This window comes from Haloarcula mannanilytica, assembly GCF_005406125.1.
In the GTDB taxonomy this organism is placed as follows: domain Archaea; phylum Halobacteriota; class Halobacteria; order Halobacteriales; family Haloarculaceae; genus Haloarcula; species Haloarcula mannanilytica.
The window spans coordinates 108408-130569 of the sequence record NZ_BIXZ01000004.1 but is presented as its reverse complement, the minus strand read 5'-3'; the positions used below and the strand labels follow the sequence as shown (position 1 = coordinate 130569).

At 61.7% G+C, this 22162-nt stretch carries 26 protein-coding genes and 1 tRNA gene; 16 read left to right on the top strand and 11 right to left on the bottom strand.

Annotated elements, in window-relative coordinates:
- Nucleotides 1-201: 201 nt before the first annotated feature.
- The 3 genes from Harman_RS12795 to Harman_RS12785 all read right to left on the bottom strand — a co-directional run bounded on the left by Harman_RS12795 (nucleotide 202) and on the right by Harman_RS12785 (nucleotide 3819).
- Nucleotides 202-1023, bottom strand: coding sequence for a hypothetical protein (locus Harman_RS12795; protein ID WP_137684180.1), 822 nt, complete (start codon nucleotides 1021-1023; stop codon nucleotides 202-204).
- 425 nt (nucleotides 1024-1448) lie between these two features.
- A complete protein-coding gene (locus Harman_RS12790) occupies nucleotides 1449-1826 on the bottom strand; it encodes a hypothetical protein (protein WP_137684179.1) in 378 nt (125 codons plus the stop codon).
- A gap of 175 nt (nucleotides 1827-2001) precedes the next feature.
- The gene (locus Harman_RS12785; protein ID WP_235007208.1) at nucleotides 2002-3819 is read right to left on the bottom strand and encodes a hypothetical protein; all 1818 of its coding nucleotides are present in this window, start codon (nucleotides 3817-3819) and stop codon (nucleotides 2002-2004) included.
- A gap of 152 nt (nucleotides 3820-3971) precedes the next feature.
- Between Harman_RS12785 and Harman_RS12780 the strand changes: the two genes are divergently transcribed.
- Entirely contained in the window at nucleotides 3972-4193 is a 222-nt protein-coding gene (locus Harman_RS12780) for a hypothetical protein (protein ID WP_137684178.1), read from the top strand.
- On the top strand, nucleotides 4190-4393 hold the full coding sequence (locus Harman_RS12775; RefSeq protein ID WP_137684177.1) for a hypothetical protein: 204 nt from the start codon (nucleotides 4190-4192) through the stop codon (nucleotides 4391-4393). The genes Harman_RS12780 and Harman_RS12775 overlap by 4 nt, the downstream gene beginning before the upstream one ends.
- A gap of 146 nt (nucleotides 4394-4539) precedes the next feature.
- On the opposite strand, the gene Harman_RS12770 is transcribed toward Harman_RS12775, so the two are convergent.
- A tRNA-Ala gene (locus Harman_RS12770) sits at nucleotides 4540-4611 on the bottom strand.
- Between the two features lie 152 nt (nucleotides 4612-4763).
- Between Harman_RS12770 and Harman_RS12765 the strand changes: the two genes are divergently transcribed.
- The 5 genes from Harman_RS12765 to Harman_RS12745 are packed head-to-tail and all read left to right on the top strand — an operon-like array spanning nucleotide 4764 to nucleotide 8061.
- Nucleotides 4764-5351 carry a DUF7287 family protein gene (locus tag Harman_RS12765; protein ID WP_137684176.1) on the top strand — a complete coding sequence of 196 codons (588 nt, stop codon included), beginning with the start codon at nucleotides 4764-4766 and terminating at the stop codon, nucleotides 5349-5351.
- Entirely contained in the window at nucleotides 5352-5936 is a 585-nt protein-coding gene (locus tag Harman_RS12760; RefSeq protein ID WP_137684175.1) for a DUF7288 family protein, read from the top strand.
- Nucleotides 5924-6871 carry a DUF7261 family protein gene (locus Harman_RS12755; protein WP_137684174.1) on the top strand — a complete coding sequence of 316 codons (948 nt, stop codon included), beginning with the start codon at nucleotides 5924-5926 and terminating at the stop codon, nucleotides 6869-6871. The genes Harman_RS12760 and Harman_RS12755 overlap by 13 nt, the downstream gene beginning before the upstream one ends.
- Complete coding sequence (locus Harman_RS12750; protein WP_137684173.1) at nucleotides 6864-7322, top strand: DUF7266 family protein; 459 nt, start codon at nucleotides 6864-6866, stop codon at nucleotides 7320-7322. The genes Harman_RS12755 and Harman_RS12750 overlap by 8 nt, the downstream gene beginning before the upstream one ends.
- Nucleotides 7315-8061: a DUF7289 family protein gene (locus Harman_RS12745; RefSeq protein WP_137684172.1), complete on the top strand. Its 747-nt coding sequence runs from the start codon at nucleotides 7315-7317 to the stop codon at nucleotides 8059-8061. Before Harman_RS12750 ends, Harman_RS12745 begins: the two co-directional genes overlap by 8 nt.
- Nucleotide 8062: 1 nt before the next feature.
- Here the strand turns inward: Harman_RS12745 and Harman_RS12740 are convergent, their stop codons facing one another.
- Nucleotides 8063-9475, bottom strand: a complete 1413-nt coding sequence (locus Harman_RS12740; RefSeq protein ID WP_137684171.1) for a DUF7289 family protein — start codon at nucleotides 9473-9475, stop codon at nucleotides 8063-8065.
- 247 nt (nucleotides 9476-9722) lie between these two features.
- Here Harman_RS12740 and Harman_RS12735 point away from each other — a divergent pair, with 247 nt between their 5' ends.
- The 5 genes from Harman_RS12735 (at nucleotide 9723) to Harman_RS12715 (ending at nucleotide 12775) form a co-directional block, all read left to right on the top strand.
- Nucleotides 9723-10193 (top strand): 30S ribosomal protein S15, encoded by a 471-nt coding sequence (locus Harman_RS12735; protein ID WP_008313088.1) that lies wholly within the window; start codon nucleotides 9723-9725, stop codon nucleotides 10191-10193.
- Nucleotides 10194-11318 (top strand): hypothetical protein, encoded by a 1125-nt coding sequence (locus tag Harman_RS12730; protein ID WP_137684170.1) that lies wholly within the window; start codon nucleotides 10194-10196, stop codon nucleotides 11316-11318. It abuts the gene before it with no gap.
- Nucleotides 11315-11545, top strand: a complete 231-nt coding sequence (locus Harman_RS12725; RefSeq protein ID WP_137684169.1) for a KEOPS complex subunit Pcc1 — start codon at nucleotides 11315-11317, stop codon at nucleotides 11543-11545. The genes Harman_RS12730 and Harman_RS12725 overlap by 4 nt, the downstream gene beginning before the upstream one ends.
- Entirely contained in the window at nucleotides 11538-12179 is a 642-nt protein-coding gene (locus tag Harman_RS12720) for a 30S ribosomal protein S3ae (RefSeq protein WP_137684168.1), read from the top strand. The genes Harman_RS12725 and Harman_RS12720 overlap by 8 nt, the downstream gene beginning before the upstream one ends.
- Before the next feature lie 107 nt (nucleotides 12180-12286).
- Nucleotides 12287-12775: a universal stress protein gene (locus Harman_RS12715; protein ID WP_137684167.1), complete on the top strand. Its 489-nt coding sequence runs from the start codon at nucleotides 12287-12289 to the stop codon at nucleotides 12773-12775.
- Nucleotides 12776-12811: 36 nt separating this feature from the next.
- Here Harman_RS12715 and Harman_RS12710 read toward each other — a convergent pair whose 3' ends face one another.
- From Harman_RS12710 to Harman_RS12700, 3 genes are all read right to left on the bottom strand, one after another.
- Nucleotides 12812-13255, bottom strand: coding sequence for a plastocyanin/azurin family copper-binding protein (locus tag Harman_RS12710; RefSeq protein ID WP_137684166.1), 444 nt, complete (start codon nucleotides 13253-13255; stop codon nucleotides 12812-12814).
- 77 nt (nucleotides 13256-13332) lie between these two features.
- The gene (locus Harman_RS12705; protein WP_137684165.1) at nucleotides 13333-14478 is read right to left on the bottom strand and encodes a 5-(carboxyamino)imidazole ribonucleotide synthase; all 1146 of its coding nucleotides are present in this window, start codon (nucleotides 14476-14478) and stop codon (nucleotides 13333-13335) included.
- A 24-nt stretch (nucleotides 14479-14502) separates the two neighbouring features.
- The gene (locus Harman_RS12700; protein ID WP_137684164.1) at nucleotides 14503-16476 is read right to left on the bottom strand and encodes a flippase activity-associated protein Agl23; all 1974 of its coding nucleotides are present in this window, start codon (nucleotides 16474-16476) and stop codon (nucleotides 14503-14505) included.
- A gap of 136 nt (nucleotides 16477-16612) precedes the next feature.
- Here Harman_RS12700 and ribH point away from each other — a divergent pair, with 136 nt between their 5' ends.
- Nucleotides 16613-17026, top strand: coding sequence for a 6,7-dimethyl-8-ribityllumazine synthase (gene ribH, locus Harman_RS12695; protein WP_137684163.1), 414 nt, complete (start codon nucleotides 16613-16615; stop codon nucleotides 17024-17026).
- Nucleotides 17023-18183, top strand: coding sequence for a pyridoxal phosphate-dependent aminotransferase (locus Harman_RS12690; protein WP_137684162.1), 1161 nt, complete (start codon nucleotides 17023-17025; stop codon nucleotides 18181-18183). Before ribH ends, Harman_RS12690 begins: the two co-directional genes overlap by 4 nt.
- A 95-nt stretch (nucleotides 18184-18278) precedes the next feature.
- Here Harman_RS12690 and Harman_RS12685 read toward each other — a convergent pair whose 3' ends face one another.
- The gene (locus tag Harman_RS12685; RefSeq protein WP_235007207.1) at nucleotides 18279-18545 is read right to left on the bottom strand and encodes an ATP synthase subunit C; all 267 of its coding nucleotides are present in this window, start codon (nucleotides 18543-18545) and stop codon (nucleotides 18279-18281) included.
- A gap of 222 nt (nucleotides 18546-18767) precedes the next feature.
- Between Harman_RS12685 and Harman_RS12680 the strand changes: the two genes are divergently transcribed.
- Nucleotides 18768-19193, top strand: a complete 426-nt coding sequence (locus tag Harman_RS12680) for a hypothetical protein (protein ID WP_235007206.1) — start codon at nucleotides 18768-18770, stop codon at nucleotides 19191-19193.
- Here the strand turns inward: Harman_RS12680 and Harman_RS12675 are convergent, their stop codons facing one another.
- Both Harman_RS12675 and Harman_RS12670 read right to left on the bottom strand, forming a co-directional pair.
- On the bottom strand, nucleotides 19194-19625 hold the full coding sequence (locus Harman_RS12675) for an adenylyltransferase/cytidyltransferase family protein (protein WP_137684160.1): 432 nt from the start codon (nucleotides 19623-19625) through the stop codon (nucleotides 19194-19196).
- Nucleotides 19622-20119: a Mov34/MPN/PAD-1 family protein gene (locus tag Harman_RS12670; RefSeq protein WP_137684159.1), complete on the bottom strand. Its 498-nt coding sequence runs from the start codon at nucleotides 20117-20119 to the stop codon at nucleotides 19622-19624. Before Harman_RS12670 ends, Harman_RS12675 begins: the two co-directional genes overlap by 4 nt.
- Nucleotides 20120-20213: 94 nt before the next feature.
- On the opposite strand from Harman_RS12670, the gene Harman_RS12665 reads away from it, so the two are divergent.
- Nucleotides 20214-22127, top strand: a complete 1914-nt coding sequence (locus tag Harman_RS12665; RefSeq protein ID WP_137684158.1) for a DHH family phosphoesterase — start codon at nucleotides 20214-20216, stop codon at nucleotides 22125-22127.
- Nucleotides 22128-22162: the final 35 nt, after the last annotated feature.

Here is a 22162-nt window from a genome sequence, read left to right as displayed (position 1 = left end):
GTATTTGAACAAACTCGTCTAACTCAGAATAGAAAAGCTGGGTACCTATGGATTAGGCGGTTAACTGCCCTTCGAGACTTTTTGACCATCGAAGATGATTCGTGAAACCCGCTCACGTCGTTCTTCATCATCTTCGTTTTGTTGTGGGGGCATACTTACTACATGTTTGCGGCTGGTAGGGTAAATAGGTTGGGTAAGAAATTAGCCGATATCACGCTCCAGCTGTCTACCCACTTCCTTGATTTGGGATAAATATCCAGAGGCCAGTGTAATTGCGAACAAAGCAAGCATGGCTATTATATTCAGAAAGAGTGGGACATCGTCTATAAGAGCAGAGTATGTTCCGAGCGCAAGATAAGTTAATGCATATATTAAAAAGAGCAACATTGATGTCGAATAGAATGCATTCAAAGTTTGAGTTGAATTATTATCGTTTATCCACTTGGCATAACTTTTAATCAGTACTCTGTCAAGTTCTTCCTTATTCAGATCTTCCTCAAGTGTAGTTATTATATTCTGCTTCCCGATTCCTGGTTTAAAATTAGATGCGGTGTATGTGAGTCCTGCAGAGACCGTTGATAGTATCAGTAGGAGTATACCATTTCCTAAATAAATATTTATAAAAGCATCTAAATTAAGAGAATTAGTCCTCGTTGAAAATGTTAACGCAGATATGAAGAGTCCGACCAGTAAAACATTCACTCTCAAAACACGGATTGCTTTAGTGTCTATATCATTCAGCGTCTCTATCTGCGCATCAATGGTCTCTCTTGCTTCACTAATGCCTGTCTGAAGAGCAGACTCCCCTGTCGGATCATATCGAATACTCGCTAGTTCTTGCGATAGGTCAGAGTCGTTTCCAAAAGAAAGAGAGAAGAAAATTAGTAAAATTCCGATGGAACCTGAAAGGAGAGCAGAGACAGCTACGCCCTCATTGAATGGGAGAGTGGATGAGATAACAGGTGCTACAAAAAAGAGAGTGAATAATCCGAAAAAGAAGGATTCACCCTGTGGGGATTCCATTTTGATACAGAAACTCACTGTGGGATATTATACTTAGGGTATCAGTTATTGAGAGAATCGTACTGACGAAAATGACAGATAAATAAAATGTGGTAACACCTATGTTACTGTGACTCTGTATGCGCGATTGTATCTCCAAGAATTAGTATAAGCAGACAGCTTGCTGGATTGTATTCACACTACATCTCACTTTTATTGTAATCATTCAACCGGCCGATATGAATTTAAGATACGATTTCATTATCTAAACAAATGGGTGAATTAACAATTGGTAAATTGAAAGACTATTTCCAAGTTAATATGTTGAGGGATAGCTTTGCAGCAGTATTTGGACCAATTACTATCGTTTTGCTTGTGTTTTCTGCTGAACAACTTTTTGAACATTTCCATCCATATGTGTCACCAAATGGGATTGATGGGATCGTCTACCTGTGGCTGCACACTATTTCGCTCTTTTTCATTCTTGGTTTCGGAGGTGTAGTATTATTGCGATCTTTATCAGTCATTCGTAAGTCTGTGAGAATCTTGTGGAACATGAGTACTCCGCCATTTTCTACATCAGCGAACAAATCAACATCAAAAATAAGCCCTTCTATTGTTGAAAAAGCTAAAATAATAAGTATTGCTGGACCTTCTATTGGTGCATATTTAGCATTCCTTCTCCAGATCATCGGGTTTGTTCCATATAGACAGGGGATGATCCTGACAGGGCCACTTGGAAGGTCAGCACCAAATGTGACGGTTCCAAGGGCTATTTCTGAGATGCCTATCATAAATGATCTCGTTATTCTTGGTGATTTCATCGCTAGTCCACATACTTTTGGCTATATAATGATCTCTATATCTGTGGCACCGATTGTTGTCGGATTCTGGAACCTCACGTACTTATTTTTCAATTATCGCAAGATTGAGAATCAAAATCCGAACGCAATCAAACAGGACAGAATCTTATTTAGATGGATGCCTTATGTTGGATTGCTAGAATTCGTCATTATTACGTGGATGTTCGGAGCCTTCTGGTTCCTTCACTGAATCCTCAATTTCTCCGAGGCTACCAAACCCAGACTCCAACACATTAGTCGGAAGGTCCCAGTAAGAATAAGCACCAACATAGTCAACAATACATCGGAAAAGATTATCAGAGGGCAATGTTGAACAAACCTGCGGTTGTTCCACATCGGAAATCGCCCGCTCTATGGCAGCATCGAGATCGTCAATGTCGTCCCAATGCCGACGCGCGAGGCTGTCACGTATCTTGCTCTCGCTCGCGGCTTGGACTGAGTCGACCGAACACCACCGAACTGACTCACGAACGTTGGGATCTTGCAGGTGGTCATTTGGGTCAATACCCTCCGTAATCGGTTTTGAGCAAGACCAGAAGCGCCGGTTTGTCGCCCAGTACAGTGCCAGCTTCCAAGTAGACGCCTTATCAGCGTACGTCTCTCGGTCATCGTCGGCCTGCTCGAAAGATTCTGTGGCGTCAAGCAAAGAGCCGAACGTCGCGCTCAGGTACTTGCCAAGATACGCGCCAGCAGTTGATTCTTTCTCGTGGCTGTCGTCGCCGAATTCTATCAGCTCGTGCGACCGGGTACGCTCGCGTACCCAGTCTTCGCCGTGATCGTGGTCGCCGAAGCGATACCAGTCGACGAAGCCTTCGTCGCTCTGGAACTCCGGCTCTAGATCGTCAAGGTCGTCGCGGTAGGTCAGCGGGTACACATCGACGATCTCGCCTTGGCCGTAGTCAGCCCACTTCGTAGCTACCTCCGGTTTGTCACAGAGCCAGGGCATACCGTCTTCGTCACGGGTCGGTACGTCGAAGAACAGGACGTGCAAGTGCGGATAGCCTTTCTCTGTGAACTCTAGGGCCTTGATGTAGTCCGGTCGGTCACGCGGTCGCCCGGTCACCTCACTATCGAGATCGTGCCGCCAGCCTGGAACAGCGGAACGTCGGGTATTGTCTTTCGTCGAAGGGTCGGAATCGAAGTACGACAGGAGTCGATTAAAGTTCTCGTTGATAGAGTCGATTCCGTCGAGCAGCGAGTCTTGACGCTTCGGGTCGGTCGTCAGTGTGACCAGTACAGCGTTATCGGCGTTCTCGTAGCCGTATTCGAGTGCATCGTTGAACCGTGCGAACTGTTTGGAAACACGGCCTTGGTCGTTGAAGCGGGTCTTGTAATCCTTCGTCATCCGCTTGGTGGACTCGCCACCGCGTCGGTCGACGAAGTGGACATCGAACAAGAGCTTGTAGTCTTTGATGCGATTCAGATAAGATGTAAAACCGTCCTTCAGTAGTTCCCGGAGGTCATCGTCAACAGAATCGACCTTAGCGAGGTAGTTCCGGAGAAACTCTCGGTCGTACTTGATGCCCTCTTCGTTGGCTGTTTGAGTAATGCCTTCTGTAATCAAGTCAAGAAGGCGGAGGGTCGGGGTCACCATCAGAACGCCTGCAGACTCGGATTTCCGCACGTAGGGGTCTTCAGGGGCTACGAGGTCATCGACGAAGCGGTATGCAAACTGGTAGTCGGGGTCGGAGCCTTCGACGCGCTCGCAAATCTCGGGCGAGACGCCTTTGACAGCGTACGAAACAACGTGTGACAGCGGCGTACCCTCTGGATGCGCCGCAATGAACTTGGCTACGCGTACGCGATCTTCGTCGCGTTCCGTAAGAGTTCCATCGAGCAGCTGGCCGTGACCGAGCAGGTCGCGCTCCTCCAGGAGGTCTGCTAAGACGGGAGTGTTACATCTATCGGCGAGGTCGAGACCGCCCAGGTGTCCCGGCGGCTCGACGACACTCATTTGGGACCATCAGAACGGGCGTCCGTTCGTCGGCTGCCCAGTGTGTCGCTGTTGGGAGTCCCCTCACCCTCCGGGTTCGGGGGACACGTTCGGGCTTCCGGGTCGCCCCGCGTGGGGGCGCTGCCAGTTGGTCGAGCTGGTGCGGACGGCGATTGGCGCTCGCCGATCGGTCCGGGATGCTCACTCCGTTGCGCTTCCGGGCGTACCAGCTCTCCCGCTCCCTCACTGGTGGTGAGTGCGTCACCAGTTTCAGGGGCGTTGTCGAGTTCGAGAAGAATACAGGACTTGCAACGATGGCGTTGCGCTGGGAGACTATCGGCGTGATTTATGCACTCTTCGTGGCAGTGGCTACAGAAGTATTGAGTATAGGATGACCAGTCCGTCACCGCTGATCACCGTCCTCGACCTGCTGGATAGCTCGACGAACATCGTCGTCGGTCGCCTCCAGGAGGCGAGACGCACGGACGAACTCATCACGAGCGAATGGCCAGTCGGTGGGCTGGGCAAGGTCGCGTTTAGGCGACACGCCGACCACCTCCGAGAAGTGTTAGAGAACTGTCCTCCCTCGGAATAATCGCGTGACTGCGAGGGGTGCATCCGGATTCCCGATGAACTCTCTTTCTCCGGGGAGGGTTATCGAAACCCGATTGTGCCGAAAACAGGGAGAAACGGCGCTCTCGCCGTGTTATTAATTCCCCGATTACGACGGTAAAATACGGATGGACTCGCCGGGATTTGAACCCGGGGCCTCTCCCATGCCAAGGGAGTGATCTACCCCTGATCTACGAGCCCGCGCTGCACCTATTCGTATCCAGTGGCTTTTGATAAAGGCATCGAACCGTTGCGGGGGTGTGAGTCAGTAGCGTCCGTCGCACCTGGGGGGCCACAATGTACAAGAGTATCCAGTGTGAGAGACAAGCAGACAGTACCAGGCCGGAGTGAGTATGCAACGGGACAGGACACGTACGCGTTCAAACGAGGAGCCACGAGCGGGTGCTGCGTTGCGGGGACAGACGAACCTCGATTTCGCCATCGGGATTAGCCTCTTTCTCGGAGTCCTCATCTTCATCTTCCTGTTCGTTCCGGGGCTGTTGTCGCCGTTCACTGCCAGCGCACAGGCACAGACCGTCACCGCAGACCGGGCCGTCGACCACCTTACCAAGTCGGTACTCGGGTCGCCACGGAGCCCGTACTCGCTGCGGACGGACTGTACAGTCCAGTTCTTCGACAACACGACCGCGTGTGCATTCGAGAAGACACCCCTCGCCGAACAGCTCGGCCTCGATCCCGCCACCCAAAACGTCAACGTGACCGTTGTCGGGAACGCCTCGTCGACAGCGACGGCCCGTGACACGCTCTGCTGGGACGACAGCGGCGACTCGCTGGTCGCGGCGACGACCTGCTCGAACGCAGATGATGTAGTCCTGACACGGGGACAGCCGTTGCCGGCGAATAACGAGGCAAGCGTGACGGCGTTGCGGGTCGTCTGGTTACATGGAAAAGACGTGACCGTCGTCGTGGAGGTGTGGTAGATGCGGGGGCAAGCACACACGTTGGAGGCTATCGTCGCCAGTCTCGTGCTCCTGACGGGACTCATCTTCGCGTTGCAGATGACGGCAGTGACGCCGTTGTCTGCGAGCACGTCGAGCCAGCACATCGAGAACCAGCAGCGAGCGATCAGCGACGGGCTGTTAGCGACCGCGGCGGAGCGGAACGCGCTCAAACCCGCGCTGTTGTACTGGGACAACAGCAGCGCTCAGTACCACAACGCGAGCGAGACGGGGCTTGGCGTGTACGCCAGCACGCCGCCGGACAACACGTTTGGGGCGATGCTGGAGCGGGTCTTCGACGAGCGGGGCGTCGCGTACAACGTCTATATCAGGTTCCGTGGCGACCGGAGCCAGAGCCCGATCATCTACCTGTACAACGGTCGCCCGAGCGACAACGCGGTGTCGGCCTCATACACGCTCACATTGACGGACGACGATCACCTGTACGACACTGACGGAACACAAAACGAGACGACGCTGTCCGAAGCGTCGGAGTTCCCCGTCCCGGATAGAGGGGACACCGTCTACAACACAGTCCGTGTGGAGGTGGTTTCGTGGCGCATCTGAGCGACGACAGCCGTGGACAGCTGTTGCTGGTCGCTGGGCTTGCGCTCGCGCTTGTCTTCATCGGGCTGGCGCTGGTGGTCAATTCGGCTATCTTCACCGAGAACCTCGCAAGCCGGGGCGAGACAGCCGGGGCCGACGGAGCGCTGGCAGCGAGGGCAGCCACCGAGGCAAACGCCGGCACGGCCATCAGGCAAGCGAACTACTACAACCCGTCCGCCCCGGTCGATGCGTTTAACCGAAGCCTTCGGAATGTGAGTACCCAGACTGAAGCCCTGTCAGCCACCTCCGGAACGCTCAGCAACGTCACGTACGTCGACCATCGGAACGGCAAGCGCGTCAGCGGCGCTATCGACAGGGCGGATAACGACTACACCGTCGCCGACGGCGCAGAGCGGGTCCCGGGTGCAAACGGGACTCGTGGACTGGTGTTCAACTCCTCCGACCTCCCCGACGAGAGTACCCCGCTGGTCGTGATGGCTAATGACACAACGGTCACCGGTGACCGGAACAGCTGGCGGGCGCGAATCTGGGAAACTTCCGGTGAGGTACACATCAAAACGTTTCGAAACGGAACGACAGCGTCGGAGAACCGGACCGAACACTGCACAGTCCCGTCGTCGGCAGCGAACCGAATCGAGGTGACAGCCGGACTGGTAAACGGCCAGCCCTGCGATGCCCTGCGGCGGAACGACAGCGGCGCGAACTTCTGGTTCGGGAACGGTGCCGGGGACGAGTACGACATCGAGTTCAAGAACACGAACGGCGTGAGCGGTGAGTTCGAGATGGTCGCCTACTCCGATGGAGGCCTGTCGATCCCACTGACAACCCTGTCTGACGATGCCATCTACGACGCGGAAGTCCGGTTCGTGTACGATGGACCGGACGTGTGGTACAATACGACGGTGCGAGTCGCACCGGGTGAGCCGGATGCGTGAGACCCGTGCCGTCTCGACGCCGCTCGGGTACGCCCTCACGCTGGCGATAACGGCCATTCTGGTGACCGGGCTGTTGGTAGCCGGGACCGGCTTCGTCGAGCAACGACAGGAGAGCGTCATCAGAGAGGAGCTGTCAGTCATCGGCCAGCAGGTGGCCGCGGACTTCGCCCGCGTCGATAGACTGGTGGTAGCGGCGGACAGCAGCGGCACGTCGCTGACAGCCACCACCCGACAGACGTTCCCGGAACGGGTGTCCGGAAGCAGCTATCGGCTGTCTCTCGATCCGAGTGCGGAACGGCTCGTTCTGACATCGGCTGCTCCCGAAGTCAGGGTCACGGTGAGCGTGACGAACCGAACGACCCTCCGAGAATCGACCGTCGATGGCGGGACCGTCGCAGTCACCTACAACGGGACACACGGCAGCGACGCCTTAGAGGTGAACGATGCTTGAGCCGACGGACGCTCGGGCGGCAAGCGAAGTCCTAGGATACGTACTCGTGTTCAGTCTCATCATCTCCGCGGTCGCTGTCGTCTCCGTCAGCGGGCTCGGTACGCTGGAGGACGTAAAGCAAACCGAGCAACTCGACAACGCGGAGCGGGCCTTCGACATCCTCGCCGACAACGTCGCCGACGTGTACATGCGAGGTGCCCCAAGCAGAGGGACGGAGGTCAGCGTGGGCGAGTCGACGGTGTACACCGCCGAGGGGACGACGCTGAACGTGACTGTTAACGAAACTCCCGTTCTGAACCGGACCTCAAGGCCCATCGTCTACCGTAACAACCGCGATCAGCGTCTGGTGTACAACATGGGGGCCGTCTTCAGGACGAACCCAGACGGCGGACTCGTCATCCGGGAGCCACCACACGTGGTCCGGAACGAGCGCCTCCTGCTCAATATGGTCGTCCTCCGGGCGTCGAATCAGACCAGCGTCGGCGGGTCGACCGCGCTCATCCGGACGCTCAACGACGGCTCTGCGGTCCGGTATAACGACACGGGGGGCGCAACGAGCAACGTCTCCGTCAGGATCGAGTCGCCACGAGCGCCGCTATGGACCGATTACTTCCTCGGACAGGGCTTTGACTGCCCCACCCAGACACAGACGATGCTGCGCTGTGAGTACCCGGCGAGTGGGTCAGTCGAGCGCGTCTACGTCGTCAGCCACGACATACAGATCGATATCGAGCGGTAGATCAGCCGTCAGTCACGTTCACGTCGTTGACAGAGACGTGGAGATACGTGATCTGCGTGTCACTGGGGTCCGTCAGATCAAGCCCCATTTCTTGAATAGCAGGGTTGTAATCGAATGTGTTCGACGGGTTTCCACGGATACTGATCTGTTTGCAGATGACGCCCCCCTCCACGGTTCCGGACCCGCGCTGTTCGCAGGTCGAGCCCGGCGCGATCAGAACACCGACGTACGTCGTACTCCCCTTTAGTTCGACAGCCCCGTCCGAGTGAACGAGCGTTTTGAGGTCAGTCGGGTCGCCGTCGTTTTTGTTCATCTCATTAGTGAGCGTGAAGCTCCGTCGCACGTAGACGGTCACGACTTCGTCGTCACCGACGCCGTTTATCTCGACAGTATCCGACGTGAAGTCGTCGTTTACCACAATCGTGACGTTTCCACCGGGATTGTCGACTGTCAAACTCCCCGGATCAGTGTCGTAGTAATACGTGCCTGAACTGCTGATCGTCGATGGTTCTGAGTCGTCACACCCCCCACCGCTTTCACAGTCCTCGACCTTGCCTTCGATTCTGGAATCGACGGAGGGGAAACTGACACCCTGGCTGTACGGCGAGGGCGGGGACCCCGCTCCCTTTACCGACAACCCGCTAGGGTCTGTCGTGGCGGCGACGTTGTCGAAGGATGCGTTGAACGGGATGACGAGCTCGGCGGTCACCGTCTCTTTCGAGTGGTCATACGTGACTGTCCCGTCGGTCCGTTCCTCGAAATAGGATCCCCAGGCGCGATAGTAGTCGCTCTGGACGGTGACGTTGATATCGCTCCCGTTGAGCGGGTTCCGCAGGGCCTCGTCCCGGGCCGTGTCGGGGAAGTACTGGGTCGTGTCGTTGCGCGTGACGGTAGCTCGCCTCTCGATGGTCTCATCTCCGGAGACCGTCACAAGAGGGAGCGTCAGCGTTCGACTCCGGTAGTGGAACTCCGGCGGCGAGATCATGACCGCCTGGCCGTCGGCGTCGGTCCGCCAGACGCCGCCGCCCTGATACGCGATCTCCGACCCGTCGCCGTCGTAGACGACCGCCCCGAGGGAGCCGTTCCTGATGATCGTCACGTCCCCGGACGCGTTCGTGTAGGTGATGTTCATCCACCCCGCGTCCCCTCGAACGTCGTACGCGGAGTCGCCGCTGGCTGGCAAGTCGACCTGCTGGACGCTCGACTGACCGAGGGCAACGAGCGCGACCTTCGAGTCGAACTGCGTCATCGTGTTCTCGGTGCGTTCGAGATCCAGTCGGCCCTGCGTGGTGGTGATGGCCTCTGCACCGACGACGACAACAGCCGTCGTCGAAGCAATGACGAGGGCGAACACGAGGATGAGCCCGAGCGGGCCACTTTGTCCTCGGTTTGGTGCCCGACCATTACCGTGCATACCCTGTGGAGCATCTCTTGCCGTATAAGCTGAATGGCCAGGCTGTCGACGGGCTGACGGTCCAGCGGAGATGAAAACGGTTTAGTCGCGTGACCGCCGACACCACAACGGGAACTGCACGACCGCAAATCTGACTCGCCGTGGACTTTCACGGCTTGGGATTGCGGCCGTGTTCGGCGCACCAGCGCCAACACCGCATCGAAACCTGTTGCAGCACAGCGGTCTGTGCCGTTCCAACCAGATTACAATGGCACGAATGCATACACGCCGTCGCGGTTCGTCCGACTCGGACAAACCGGCGGCAGACGAACCCCCGGAGTGGAGTGATGTCGACGAGGACGCCATCGAAGAGCGCGTCGTCGAACTGGCCGAGCAGGGCCACTCGCCAAGCGAGATCGGCCTGAAGCTGCGCGACGAGGGCGTTCAGGGCACGCCGATCCCTGATGTCTCACTCGCGACCGGCAAGAAAGTCACCGAGATCCTCGAGGAGAACGAGGCCGAGCCGGACCTACCGGAAGACCTTCGGAACCTGCTCGAGCGGGCCGTCCGCCTGCGCGACCACATGGACGAGAACCCCGGCGACTACCAGAACAAGCGTGCGCTCCAGAACACGCAGTCGAAGATTCGCCGCCTCATCGACTACTACCGCGGCGACGAGGTCGACGAGGACTTTACCTACAGCTACGACAACGCCGTCGAAGCCCTGGGTCTCGAATAGATGTCGGCGACCGGTCGGGAACCGACGCCAGCCACGTCGCCCGGCGACCTCGCCGGGTCGCTCCGCGAGGCCGCGTTTGTACGCCTCGTCAGCGACGCGACTGGCGAAGCGCTCGCCGCGACTGGCCTGCTGGCACGGGCATTGGATGACACGCCGTTTCAGGCGAGCGTCGTCCGCCCGTTCGAGGACCCCGACCGGACCACGGAGACCGACATCACTGTCGCCATCGGTCGCACGCAGCCAACCGCCGACGTGACGCTGACCGACCGCGTTGCCGCGACCGCCTTCGAAACCGCCCGCGAACTCGGCGGGACGGTCGACCCCGCGCTCGCCCTGGCTGGCACCATTGCCGCCGGCGAAGTCGACGGGACCGTCGCCGAAGCCGCAGAGCAGGCCGGCCTCGAACGCCGGCCCGGCGTCGCCGTTCCGACGTCGGACCTTGCGGACGGGCTGGCCCACTCGACGCTGTTCGTCGCGCCCTTCTCGGGCGACGCCGACGCAGCCCGGGCCACGCTCGCCGACCTGGGGCTCGACGCGGACCGGGCCCAATCTGTGGATCTCTCGGCCGACGACCACCGACGCCTCGCGTCGCTGGTTGCTCTGGTCGTCACCGCGGACGCACCGCCCCGGGCCGCCGACGCGATCCAGCGTGCGCTCCGCCCGACAGTGGGTGGCCCCTTCGAGACGGTCGGCGGCTACGCCGACGTGCTCGATGCCGTCGCTCGGGAACAGCCAGGCACCGCCGTCGCGCTCGCGCTTGGCCACGAGGCCGTCCGCGAGGACGCGCTGACCGCGTGGCACAGTCACGCCACGCGCGCCCACGAAGCAGTGTCCGAAGCGACCACGGGCCGGTACGACGGCCTGTTCGTCGCCCGGGGCGACGCGATGCCGACCGGCACCGTCGCCAGACTGCTCGCGGACTTCCGCGCGCCGGAGCCGGTGACGCTCGTCGTCACCGACGACCGGGCCGCGGCCCGCGCCACGGACGGCCGGGACGTGTCCGAGACGATGCACGCAGCCGCCGAGACGGTCGGCGGCGACGCCATCGGGACGGGTGACCGGGCACGCGCCCGGTTCGACGTTTCGACGGCGGGTTTCATCGAAGCGTTCCGGGAGGCAGTATGAAACGGGCCGAAATTCGGACGACACACGACGCGCCCGAACGCGTCGCACGCGCGGTACAGCCCGACAACACCGACGAGATGACCACACGCGTCGAGGGCGATGCGGTGGTCACGACTGTCGAGCGGGATTCGACCAGCGGCCTACAGGCGACCGTCGACGACTACGTCGTCAACATCCGGGTTGCAGCACAGCTCGCAGACCAACACACAGAATCCAACCATGAGTGAACGAAGCGTTTCAAAACGCGCAGAACAGAAACGGTGGTACACCGTGCAGGCTCCCGAGCAGTTCGACCGGGAGGTTCTCGGTAAGACACCGGCAGACGAACCGGACAAGGTGCTCGGACGCACCATCGAAACAACGCTTGGCGAACTGACCAACGACGCCAGCGAGAACAACACCAAGCTGACCTTCAAGATCAACGAGGTCGCCTCAGACTCGGCGTACACGGAGTTCATCCGCCACGAGCTCACGCGGGACTACCTCCGCTCGCTCGTCCGTCGTGGCTCCTCGAAGGTCGAGGCCTACGTCACCGTGCTGACCACGGACGACTACCGCGTCCAGGTCCAGCCCGTTGCCGTGACGACGAAGAAGGCCGACGCCTCCCAGGAGAAGGCCATCCGCCGGACGATGATCGACCTCGTCCGCGAGACGGCCGAGGACCGCACCTTCGAACAGCTGATCGACAGCGTCGTCGAGGGGCGGCTCTCCTCGGCCATCTACGGCGAGGCCAAGGACATCTACCCGCTCCGACGCGTCGAGATCAAGAAGACCACGCTCGAAGCGCGGCCCGAAGAAGTCGCCGCCGAAGAGGAGACGGCTGTCGACGTGGACGAAGAAGACGTAGACGTCGAAGCCTAACGCGGTTCAGCACCGACGCTCGAACTTTTTCCGTCGTAGTGAGCGAACGAGCCAGATAGCCATGTGTCAGACATGGGTTTATACTGCGGGACATGGTAACATAACACATGTACGAGTCAGTGCTGATTCCGACCGATGGGAGCGGTGACATGAGCGTGGTCGCCGATCACGGCGTTGCACTGGCCGAAAAGTTCGGGGCCGATGTCCACACGCTCCACGTCGTCGACGACCGGGCGTACGGGTCGGTCCCCGACGACGTGCAACAGCGCGTGGAGGAAACGCTCACCGCGGACGGGGAGGACGCGACGAAAGCGGTCGCCCAGCGGGCGCTTGAGGCCGGACTCGACGCGGTTCGGGAGGTCAGATGGGGGAATCCGCCGGCCGGCATCGTCGCCTACGCCACGGAGAACGACATCGGCCTCATCGTCATGGGAACCCACGGGCGGACCGGATACGACCGGTACCTCCTGGGTAGCGTCACGGAGAAAGTCGTCCGCGTCGCCCCGATGCCGGTGCTGACGGTCAGTGTCAGCGACGAACGCGAGGACGAACCGGCGGCCGGTATCTCGGTGCCAGATCCCATTCAAGAGAACTGAGACGGGCGATCTCGCGGCCGGGCGACAGCACAGACCCTACTCGCCGCTTGTCGCCGTCTCCGGGTTCTCGGTCACGACAACGGTCCCGACCATCCCGGCCCGCTCGTGTGGAATGCAAAAGTAAGGGTACTCACCGAGTACCTCGAAGGTGTGGGTGAAATCGTCGCCCTCGAACATCGTCCCGCCGGAGGAACTCCCCCAATTGTCGCGGGCCGCCTGCTCGGTGTCGAAGCCGCCGGAGGCGAAGTAGTCGGCCTCGTCCGGGATTTGCTCCTCGTAGGCCGTGACCGAATGGCCCTGCTTGCTCGTGTTGAGCCACCGGACGGTCGTGCCCGGTTCGACGGCGATTCGAACCGGGCGAAACGCCTTCGCGGACATCCCCACGTCGTAGTCACCCTCAGCGGTTCCGCCGCCGATACAGCCTGCCAGCCCGGCGGCGGCCGCCGGCCCGACAGCCCGGAGGAAGGCCCGTCGTTCCATACTCCGACTCTGCACTGAACGGCCAAAGACCGCTCGGTTCCGACTCGCGGCCCCTCCCAAAAGTCAGTCCGTGCCGCTCACTCGAAGGTCAGGCCGTCGCGGAGTTCGCGCGCGTCGGCGAGCAGGTCATCCTCGTCGTCCCCGGTCAGCGTCACGTGGCCCATCTTCCGGAGGTCGTACACCTCGCGCTTGCCGTACCAGTGCAAGTGTGCCCGCGGCGTCTCCAGCACACCGTCTTCGCCCGCTAATTCTGCGGGCTGGCGCTCCGCAACATCGCCGAGAATGTTGGTCGAGACGGTCGGGAACCGCTGGTCGGTCGACCCCAGCGGCTTGCCGGTGACGGCCCGCAGGTGTTGCTCGAACTGGGAGGTGTGACAGCCCTCGATAGTCCAGTGCCCGGAGTTGTGCGGGCGTGGTGCGATCTCGTTGAGCAGGATGTCGCCGTCGCTCGTCTCGAACAGTTCGATACCGAACACGCCGCGGCCGTCCATCACGTCGAGCACATCATGGGCAACGTCCCGTGCGCGCTCGCGGACGGCTTCCGACGCTCTGGCCGGCGCGACGGACTCTCGGAGGATTTCCTCGCGGTGAATTGTCTCGGTAACCGGGAACGTGTCCCGTTCGTCGGCACCGCGACAGCCCATGACCGCGAGTTCGCGCTCGAAGTCGACCATCTCCTCGACCATCGCAGGGCCGGCGATGGCGTCGATGGCGTCCTCGACATCCTCGGGGCCTTCGACGGGGACGTTCCCGCGGCCGTCGTAGCCGCCGGTCCGGGCTTTGAGCATCGCGGGGTAGCCCAGTTCCTCGCAGGCCTCGCGGAGGTCCTCGGCGGTGTCGACAGCGCGGAACGCTGGCACTGGCACACCGGCCTCGGCCAGCCGGCGCTTCTGGACGAGCTTGTCCTGAATCGTCCGGAGCGTCTCGGGATCAGGGTGGACCGGCGTCCCGGTCTCCTCGGCGACCCGCTCTAACACGTCGGGATCGGCCAGTTCGATTTCGAACGTGAGGTAGTCGGCGCGCTCGGCGAGTTCCCGCAGGGTCGATTCCTCGTCGAAGTCGCCAACGAGCTGGTCGCGGACGACCGGCGCGGCCGGGCAGTCCGGCGTCGGGTCGGTCACGAGCAATTCGAGGCCAAGCGGCGCGGCCGCCTCGCCCAGCATCCGGCCGAGTTGGCCACCGCCGACAACGCCGACAGTCGGTCCTGGTGACGTAAGCGTCATACGCGCGCTTTCACAGCGGCGGGGTTAAGCGTTGGTTTCTCGCCCGTATGACTCGTGAACCCAGACGGTCATATCGTTCGAACTGTACTTCGTCCGCATCCGGTGGGTCCGGGGCTCGTACCCGGCGTCTTCGAGTCGCTGGGTGGGCACCGTGCTGTCGACCTGCTGGGTGATGAGTATCGGTGGCTGCCCCGCCTGTGCCTGCTCAACGAGGACACCGGGACGGTTCTCACAGGTGACGTTCACGTCGTCGGCCGCGAAGTACCACGGGAGCGGGAGCGAGTTGTGCCACTGCAGACAGGTCGGTCTGGTGTCCCACCACGAGTCGTTCCACTCATCGCGGTCTTCCTTGACGTACGCGTCGCCGCCGTCGTAGGCGTCGCCGCTCTCCCCGTGGTACATCACAACGTCGGTACCGTTCCCGTGGGCTGTCGCGATGCGGTCCATCTCCGCTAAGTCGGCACGGAGTGACTCCTGTGGCTGGGCGTACTGGACCAGCGGATTCCCCTCCAGATGTTCGTTTGCGTACACCTGCGTGGCGGCGGTGTTGCCGACGAGCGCCGTCACGAGCAGGAGGATGGTCGCAGCGATAGCGACTCCAGTCACGTCCTCAGCCGACAGCGATTCGCTCCCCCACCGAACCACGGCAGCGAGTCCGACGGCGGCCGGAACCGACAGCGGAACGACGACGTGGACAGCGAGCCACGGCGCGCCGATGTCGGTCCCGATTGGGTAGCCCAGAATGGAGACGTAACCGCCGTAGGCCAGGAACGGGATGAGGTGGCGCGGCTCGACGGTGCCGAGCCGGTCGAGCGCGTACCCGAACGCCGAGAACAGGAGCAGCGGTGCCGCAGCGTAGCCCAGCGCTTTCAACAATACCTCGTAGTGGCCGTCGACGCTCTCGTAGAACGTCTCGATGGATTCGATGAGGCCGGTGTCCGTCGTCGTCGCCTTCTCCGAAGCCGGCGAGAACCATTCGGTGTACTGGTCGACGACGCGCTCCCAGGTGGTCTGGACGAGTTCGGGAAACAGCGACAGGTTCGTCACGCCGGACCAGAAGTTCACGTCGCCGCTTGCCGCCGGCGCGGGCGGGTGTTCGATGCCGGCGACGCCGGCTCCGCGAGGGGCGTAGAAGAACAGCGAGACGAAAGCGAACACCAGTGTGGCGAGGACGATGTGACTCGCGTACGCCGCGAGGACGGAGGCGGCGCTATCGTGGCGGTCACGGAACGAGCGGCCGATGTCGCGGACCCGACGGATGTCCGCCCAGAAGCGGCCCCGCAGTCGGCCCCAGATTGCGCCGGCGCTCGGGACGCTCCGGAGGAAGCCGGCCGCGTCGCGGTAGCCATTGGGGAGGACGAGCACCTTCGCCAGCAGGAGGCCGGTCGCGCCCAGCCACGTCAGCACGTAGACGATGGCGTTTTCCTTCGAGGCGAATCCCAGCGCCATGAACGCCCCGACGCCGTAGAGATACCGCGGCTTGCGGGTGTCGACAAATCGGACGAGCAGACCGAAGGCGGTGAACATGAACGCCGCGACCAGCACGTCGCTACGCATGAACCGCGAGAAGTAGAGGAGGACCGGATTGAGCGCGAGAAACGCGGCCGTGAGAACGGTCTCGTCAGACCGGAGGTGCTCCCGAAAGAGCAGCGCCGTCAGCGGGAGCAGGCCCCCGACAATCGCTACCGGCAGCCGCATCGTGAAGTCGGTCGGCGCGGCGACGGTGAACACCCAGCTATCGACGTGCTGGATGAACGGGCCATGGATGATATACCGATAGGCAAAGGACCCCGAGTCACGCAGATTGAGCGCCCAGTAGGCGACACGCCCCTCGTCGAAGTGGGCGACGCGGCTCCCGAGGGCCGCGACTCTGAGGACGAGCCCGAGAAGCGTCACGGCAACGACAAGCTTCACCGTAGCGAGAGGGTCGTCCGCGAACCAGGACCGGCTCCGGTCCCGGATATCGTGGAGGGCAGACAGCAGGGACGACTCAGCCATACCTGGCTCAAGCACATGGGGCATTAGAATCCTTCTGGTTTCCAACAGGTGTCATACGGCTGACGGGCTGTGGCTGTCACCGGCGCGAGCGAGACGGAACGGTAGTTCTTTACTTGCCCCTGCCCGGGAGTCAGGTATGGTGCAGCTCGGGCTGGTTGTCGCCCAGTACGACAAACACGGGGCAGTTATCGAGGCGATGGAGCGCGGCGCACGCGAGACGGCAGCCGACAACGACGCCGACATCGTCGCGTCGCTCGCCGTTCCAGGGTCCTACGACACGCCGCTGGCGGCCGACCGGCTCGCACGCCGGTCGGACGTTGATGCCGTGGCCGTCCTCGGCGCGATCATCAGCGGCGACACCGACCACGACGAGGTCATCGGCCACGCCGCCGCACAGGGGCTGACCGACGTGTCCCTCGACCGCGACACCCCCGTCACGCTGGGCATCATCGGCCCGGGCATGAGCCAGGACGAAGCCGAGGCCCGAACCGACAAAGGGGCCTCGGCCGTCCAGAGCGCAATCGACCTCGCCACGGAACTCGAACAATGACTATGGACTTCGCTTCCCGCGTCGAACGTGTAGAACCGAGCGCGACCCTCGCGATCAGCAACAAGGCCGCAGAGCTGGAAGCCGAGGGGAAAGATGTCGTCGACCTGAGCGTCGGCGAACCCGACTTCGACACACCGGAGAACATCAAAGACGCCGCCAAGGACGCACTTGATGCCGGCCACACCGGCTACACGTCCTCCAACGGCATCCCCGAACTGAAGGAGGCCATCGCCGACAAGCTTCACGACGATGGCCTCACCCAGTACGGCCCGGAGAACCTCATCGTCACGCCGGGTGGCAAGCAGGCCTTATATGAAATCTTCCAGACAGTTATTGACGACGGAGACGAAGTCGCCCTGCTTGACCCGGCATGGGTTTCCTACGAGGCGATGGCGAAGCTCGCCGGCGGCTCGCTGACCCGCGTCGACACCGCCGCCCACGACTTCCAACTGGAAGGCGCGCTCGATGACCTCGCCGACGCCGTCTCCGACGAGACGGAACTGCTGGTCGTCAACTCCCCGGGCAACCCCCACGGCGCGGTGTACTCCCGCGACGCGATGGAAGGCGTCCGGGACCTCGCCGTCGAACACGACATCACGGTTATCTCGGACGAAATCTACAAGGAGATTACCTACGACGGGGCAGAGGCCATCTCGCTTGGCACGCTTGAGGGCATGGAAGACCGAACGATTACGCTCAACGGCTTCTCGAAGGCCTACTCGATGACCGGCTGGCGACTGGGTTACTTCGCCGGGCCGGAGGAACTGATCTCGCAGGCTGGGAAGGTCCATTCCCATTCGGTCTCGTGTGCCGTGAACTTCGTCCAGCACGCCGGCGTCGAAGCGATCCGGAACACCGACGACGCCGTCGAGGAGATGCGCCAGGCCTTCGCCGAGCGCCGCGAGTTCCTCATGGGCCTGTTCGAGGACCACGGCGTCCACGTCCCCGAACCACAGGGTGCGTTCTACATGATGCCCGAGATTGCCCCCGATGGGGACGATACCGAATGGTGCGACCAGGCTATCTCGGAGGCGCAGGTCGCTACCGTTCCCGGCACTGCGTTCGGAACGCCCGGCTACGCCCGCATTTCTTACGCCAACAGCAAGGAGCGCCTGGAGGAAGCCGTCGACCGACTAGCCGAAGCTGACCTCATCTGAGGAGCTTGCGGTACTCGTTCTCGTTGACACCGTCTGTATTCCAACGTTTGAACGCGGCAAAAAATTGGAATGGGCCGCGGAAACGGGTAGTTTTGCTACGTTACGACGAACACGGTCACCAGCGTGAGGATAACGAGCGTCTCGGGCAGGACCGTGAGAATGAGTCCCCGGCCGAACATATCGGGGTCCTCGGCGATGGCCCCGACCGCCGCCGCGCCGATACCGCGTTCAGCGAAGCCCGAGCCCAGCGCCGCTAATCCGACGGCGAGGGCCGCGAGGCCTCCGGCGAGATATCTGGCTGCCTCGGCGGAGATCGCGGGACCGCCTGTCTGTACCACGACCGCGCTTGCGGTGGCTGACATGGCAGTTGACTGTTCGACGGCGGGGCCAATCACCTGACCGATGACTTCCAACCCCCGGTATTCATGGTCGTCTTTTAGGATGATCGGCAGCGAACAAGCACGGATGTGCAGTTTTCGTGTAGGAATACCGTCTCTTTCCGAACAGCGCCGGCGTTCAAGCCAGAGGTGGTTTCGAACTGTTCCCGTGCGAATCGTTTTGCCCCGGCCGCCGGAACAGCCGGTATGCGAACCCGAAGAACGATGCTCGCGCTCTCGGCTGGCGCGCTCTGTCTCGCCGGCTGTGGCGCGCCCGGCGGCGGCTCGGGCGGCAGTCTGTCAATCGACACGTCGAACGCGACCGCCGCACCCGGTGAGACGGCGCGGATCGAAGTACAGGCCTCGTCCGTCGGCGTCATGACCTGGCAGCTGGCCGAGATTCCCGAGAGCTGGCAGGTGACATACGAGGACTTCGAGCCCGAGCCCACCGCTGTTCGGGAGTCCTACCCGCCCGAATTAGTTTGGGACCCCGTCGCCGATTCGGTGACGGGAACGCTGGCCGTCGCCGTCCCGGACGACGCATCATCTGGCGAGTACACCGTGGCGGTGGAAGCCGGCACTGACGCCTCGGACGAGCGCGTCGTCTCGGAAGCGATGGTCACCGTCGAATAGTTACTCGCTACGTTCGTCGAGAATCCGATCGATAATCCGGCCCGTCGAGAGGAGCCGGTCGGCCACGTCAGCTTCCAGCGGACTGGCACGCCGGATGTCACAGTCGAGACCACGAGCGGACAGCGCCGCTTCCAGCTGTTCGTCGTCGTGGTGCTGGTCGTAGCCAAGCGCGATGATGTCCGGTTCGATGCGCTCGATTGGGACGAAGATGTCTTCCGGGTGGCCGAGATGGGCCTCGTCGACCGGCTTGAGCGCGCCGACCATCTCCCGGCGCTGCTCGTCCGGCACGACCGGCGGCTCCTTGTGGGTGACGTTGACCGAGCGGGCGACGATGACGTGCAGTTCGTCGCCCATGTCGGCTGCGTCCTGCAGGTAGTGGACGTGGCCCGGATGGAGGATATCGAAGGTCCCCTGCGCGACGACGCGGGTCACGAGTCGAACTCCTCCTCGCGCAGTTCCGCGTCGATGTCGGCCTGGTCGAAGTCGAAGAAGGACTCCTCCGGCGGTTCCACGTCGAGTACCGGAAGGTCCACGACCGAGCCGTCACTGTCGAAGGCCTTCCAGTCGTCGCGGCCGTACGGATAGCCGACGATGATGTGTACGTCGCCGCGACCGAACGTAGCGAGATCGGCGTCGCTGGGCTTGAGGACGCCGTTCGGATGGGAGTGAATCGACCCCGCTGCCCGCATGTCATTGGGGACCATGCTCGTTTTGACGGTCGCGCTGACCGGGTTCGATTCCGTCCCCGGGATGACCAGCACGTCGGTCAGCACCGTGCCGTCGTCGTCAAGCCCGAGCTTGCTGGCGTCATCGCCCCGGAGAAGGCCCATGTACTCGTTGGGATGGGCCTCTTCGGAGGCTGCGAGCGCGAATTCGAGTGCGGACTCCGCGATCCCGAGTATCCCGCTCGTTCGGAACAACCCCATACCACGCAGTCGGGCCGGCCGCTTTTTACGCGTTGTGTTCGTCCCGCCACCGATTCCGAAGAGTACAAACCGGGGAGCACCGAAGAACTGGCAAATGTCTTCGCCAACTGGCACCGGCGACGGTGCCACGGTCCCCGACGGCGGGACCATCGTCTACGATCTCGCGGACCAATGTACGTCCGATGATCTCGAAGAAGGCGCACTGTATCATGCAACTGTCAACGGCACCGTCGAATACGGCGTGTTCGTCGACCTCTCCGACGCTGTCTCCGGGCTCGTTCACGACTCGAATCTCCTGGGGCAGTACGACGTGGGCGACGACCTCATCGTCGAACTCGGCGAGATCCGCCCCGACGGCGATCTGAGCTTTGAAGAGGTGCGGGTCGCCGACTACGAGGAGCAGCGCGTCGTCCACGGCGACGCGACCACCGTCGCCGACCTCGGCGACGCCACCGGTAACACGGTCGTCATCGAGGGCCAAGTCGTCCAGATCAAACAGACCGGCGGCCCGACTATCTTCCAAGTCCGCGACGAAACCGGCATCGTCCCGTGTGCCGCCTTCGAGGAGGCCGGCGTCCGTGCTCACCCCGACATCGAAATCGACGACATCGTCCGCGTCTCCGGGCGCGCCGAGGAACGCGACGACGGCCTGCAGGTCGAGGCCGAGTCACTGACCGTCCTCGACGGCGAGGAAGCCGCCGACATCGAGAGCGATCTCGAGGCGGCGCTGGCCGAGGCCGCCGAACCGGCCGACGTGGAACCGCTGGTCGAGTGGCCCGCCTTCGAGAAGCTGTGGGACGATCTCCGTGACGTTGCGACGGAACTCCGCAAAACTGTCCTTTCGGGCCGCCCGATCCGGATGCGCCACCACGCCGACGGCGACGGCCTCTGTGCGAGCGTCCCGCTACAGGTCGCGCTGGAGTCGTTCATCGCCTCCCAGTACGAGGATGCCAGCGCGCCCCAGCACCTCCTCAAGCGCCTGCCGAGCAAGGCCCCCTACTACGAGATGGAGGACGTGACCCGGGACCTCAACTTCGCGCTGGAGGACCGCACCCGCCACGGCCAGAAGCTCCCGATGCTCCTGATGCTCGACAACGGCTCGACCGAGGAGGACACGCCGGCCTACCGCAACCTCCGGCACTACGATATCCCCGTCGTCGTCGTCGATCACCACCATCCGGACCCGGAAGCCGTCGAGCCGCTCATCGAGCAACACGTCAACCCCTACCTCCACGACGAGGACTACCGCATCACCACGGGCATGCTGTGTGTCGAACTCGCCCGGATGATCGACCCCGACCTCACCGAGGACCTCCGACACGTTCCCGCGGTTGCGGGCCTGTCGGACCGCTCGGAGGCCGAGGCGATGCGGGACTACATCGACCTCGCTGCCGAGAAGGACTACGACGAGAGCGACCTGCGCGACATCGGCGAAGCGCTTGACTACGCAACCCACTGGCTCCGCTACAACTCCGGCGAACAGCTCATCACCGACGTGTTGAACGTCGACTGCGACGACCGGGACCGCCACGGGGAAGTCGTCGACTTCCTCGCCGAGCGCGCCGAGCGCGATGTCGAGGACCAGCTCGACGCCGCCATGAGCCACGTCGAGCACGAGCGCCTCGACAACGGCGCGCACCTCTACACGATTGACGTGGAGAACCACGCCCACCGCTTTACCTACCCCGCGCCGGGCAAGACGACCGGCGAAATCCACGACCGGAAGGTCGCCGAGACGGGCGACCCCGTCATCACCATCGGCTACGGCCCGGACTTCGCCGTCCTGCGCTCTGACGGCGTCCGGCTTGATATCCCGCGGATGGTCACCGAACTGACCGAGGAGGTCGACGGTGGCGGCGTCTCCGGCGGCGGCCACCTCGTCGTCGGCTCCATCAAGTTCGTCAAGGGCCGACGCGAGTCGGTTATCGACGCCCTGGTCGAGAAGATGGCCGAGGCCGAAATCGACGAAGAACTCGGCAGTTCGACGGCGCTGCCCGAAGAAGTGTAAGCCTGCGACGCTGCGCCAGCACATCGTCACGCTGG

Excerpts from the sequence above, each read along its gene's own strand:
- Harman_RS12795 (WP_137684180.1), bottom strand. The coding sequence starts at position 1,023 with ATGGAATCCCCACAGGGTGAATCCTTCTTTTTCGGATTATTCACTCTC.
- Harman_RS12790 (WP_137684179.1), bottom strand. The coding sequence starts at position 1,826 with ATGAAATCACCAAGAATAACGAGATCATTTATGATAGGCATCTCAGAA.
- Harman_RS12785 (WP_235007208.1), bottom strand. The coding sequence starts at position 3,819 with ATGAGTGTCGTCGAGCCGCCGGGACACCTGGGCGGTCTCGACCTCGCC.
- Harman_RS12775 (WP_137684177.1), top strand. The coding sequence starts at position 4,190 with ATGACCAGTCCGTCACCGCTGATCACCGTCCTCGACCTGCTGGATAGC.
- Harman_RS12765 (WP_137684176.1), top strand. The coding sequence starts at position 4,764 with ATGCAACGGGACAGGACACGTACGCGTTCAAACGAGGAGCCACGAGCG.
- Harman_RS12760 (WP_137684175.1), top strand. The coding sequence starts at position 5,352 with ATGCGGGGGCAAGCACACACGTTGGAGGCTATCGTCGCCAGTCTCGTG.
- Harman_RS12750 (WP_137684173.1), top strand. The coding sequence starts at position 6,864 with ATGCGTGAGACCCGTGCCGTCTCGACGCCGCTCGGGTACGCCCTCACG.
- Harman_RS12745 (WP_137684172.1), top strand. The coding sequence starts at position 7,315 with ATGCTTGAGCCGACGGACGCTCGGGCGGCAAGCGAAGTCCTAGGATAC.
- Harman_RS12740 (WP_137684171.1), bottom strand. The coding sequence starts at position 9,475 with ATGCACGGTAATGGTCGGGCACCAAACCGAGGACAAAGTGGCCCGCTC.
- Harman_RS12735 (WP_008313088.1), top strand. The coding sequence starts at position 9,723 with ATGGCACGAATGCATACACGCCGTCGCGGTTCGTCCGACTCGGACAAA.
- Harman_RS12730 (WP_137684170.1), top strand. The coding sequence starts at position 10,194 with ATGTCGGCGACCGGTCGGGAACCGACGCCAGCCACGTCGCCCGGCGAC.
- Harman_RS12725 (WP_137684169.1), top strand. The coding sequence starts at position 11,315 with ATGAAACGGGCCGAAATTCGGACGACACACGACGCGCCCGAACGCGTC.
- Harman_RS12720 (WP_137684168.1), top strand. The coding sequence starts at position 11,538 with ATGAGTGAACGAAGCGTTTCAAAACGCGCAGAACAGAAACGGTGGTAC.
- Harman_RS12715 (WP_137684167.1), top strand. The coding sequence starts at position 12,287 with ATGTACGAGTCAGTGCTGATTCCGACCGATGGGAGCGGTGACATGAGC.
- Harman_RS12710 (WP_137684166.1), bottom strand. The coding sequence starts at position 13,255 with ATGGAACGACGGGCCTTCCTCCGGGCTGTCGGGCCGGCGGCCGCCGCC.
- Harman_RS12705 (WP_137684165.1), bottom strand. The coding sequence starts at position 14,478 with ATGACGCTTACGTCACCAGGACCGACTGTCGGCGTTGTCGGCGGTGGC.
- Harman_RS12700 (WP_137684164.1), bottom strand. The coding sequence starts at position 16,476 with ATGGCTGAGTCGTCCCTGCTGTCTGCCCTCCACGATATCCGGGACCGG.
- ribH (WP_137684163.1), top strand. The coding sequence starts at position 16,613 with ATGGTGCAGCTCGGGCTGGTTGTCGCCCAGTACGACAAACACGGGGCA.
- Harman_RS12690 (WP_137684162.1), top strand. The coding sequence starts at position 17,023 with ATGACTATGGACTTCGCTTCCCGCGTCGAACGTGTAGAACCGAGCGCG.
- Harman_RS12685 (WP_235007207.1), bottom strand. The coding sequence starts at position 18,545 with ATGTCAGCCACCGCAAGCGCGGTCGTGGTACAGACAGGCGGTCCCGCG.
- Harman_RS12680 (WP_235007206.1), top strand. The coding sequence starts at position 18,768 with ATGCGAACCCGAAGAACGATGCTCGCGCTCTCGGCTGGCGCGCTCTGT.
- Harman_RS12670 (WP_137684159.1), bottom strand. The coding sequence starts at position 20,119 with ATGGGGTTGTTCCGAACGAGCGGGATACTCGGGATCGCGGAGTCCGCA.
- Harman_RS12665 (WP_137684158.1), top strand. The coding sequence starts at position 20,214 with ATGTCTTCGCCAACTGGCACCGGCGACGGTGCCACGGTCCCCGACGGC.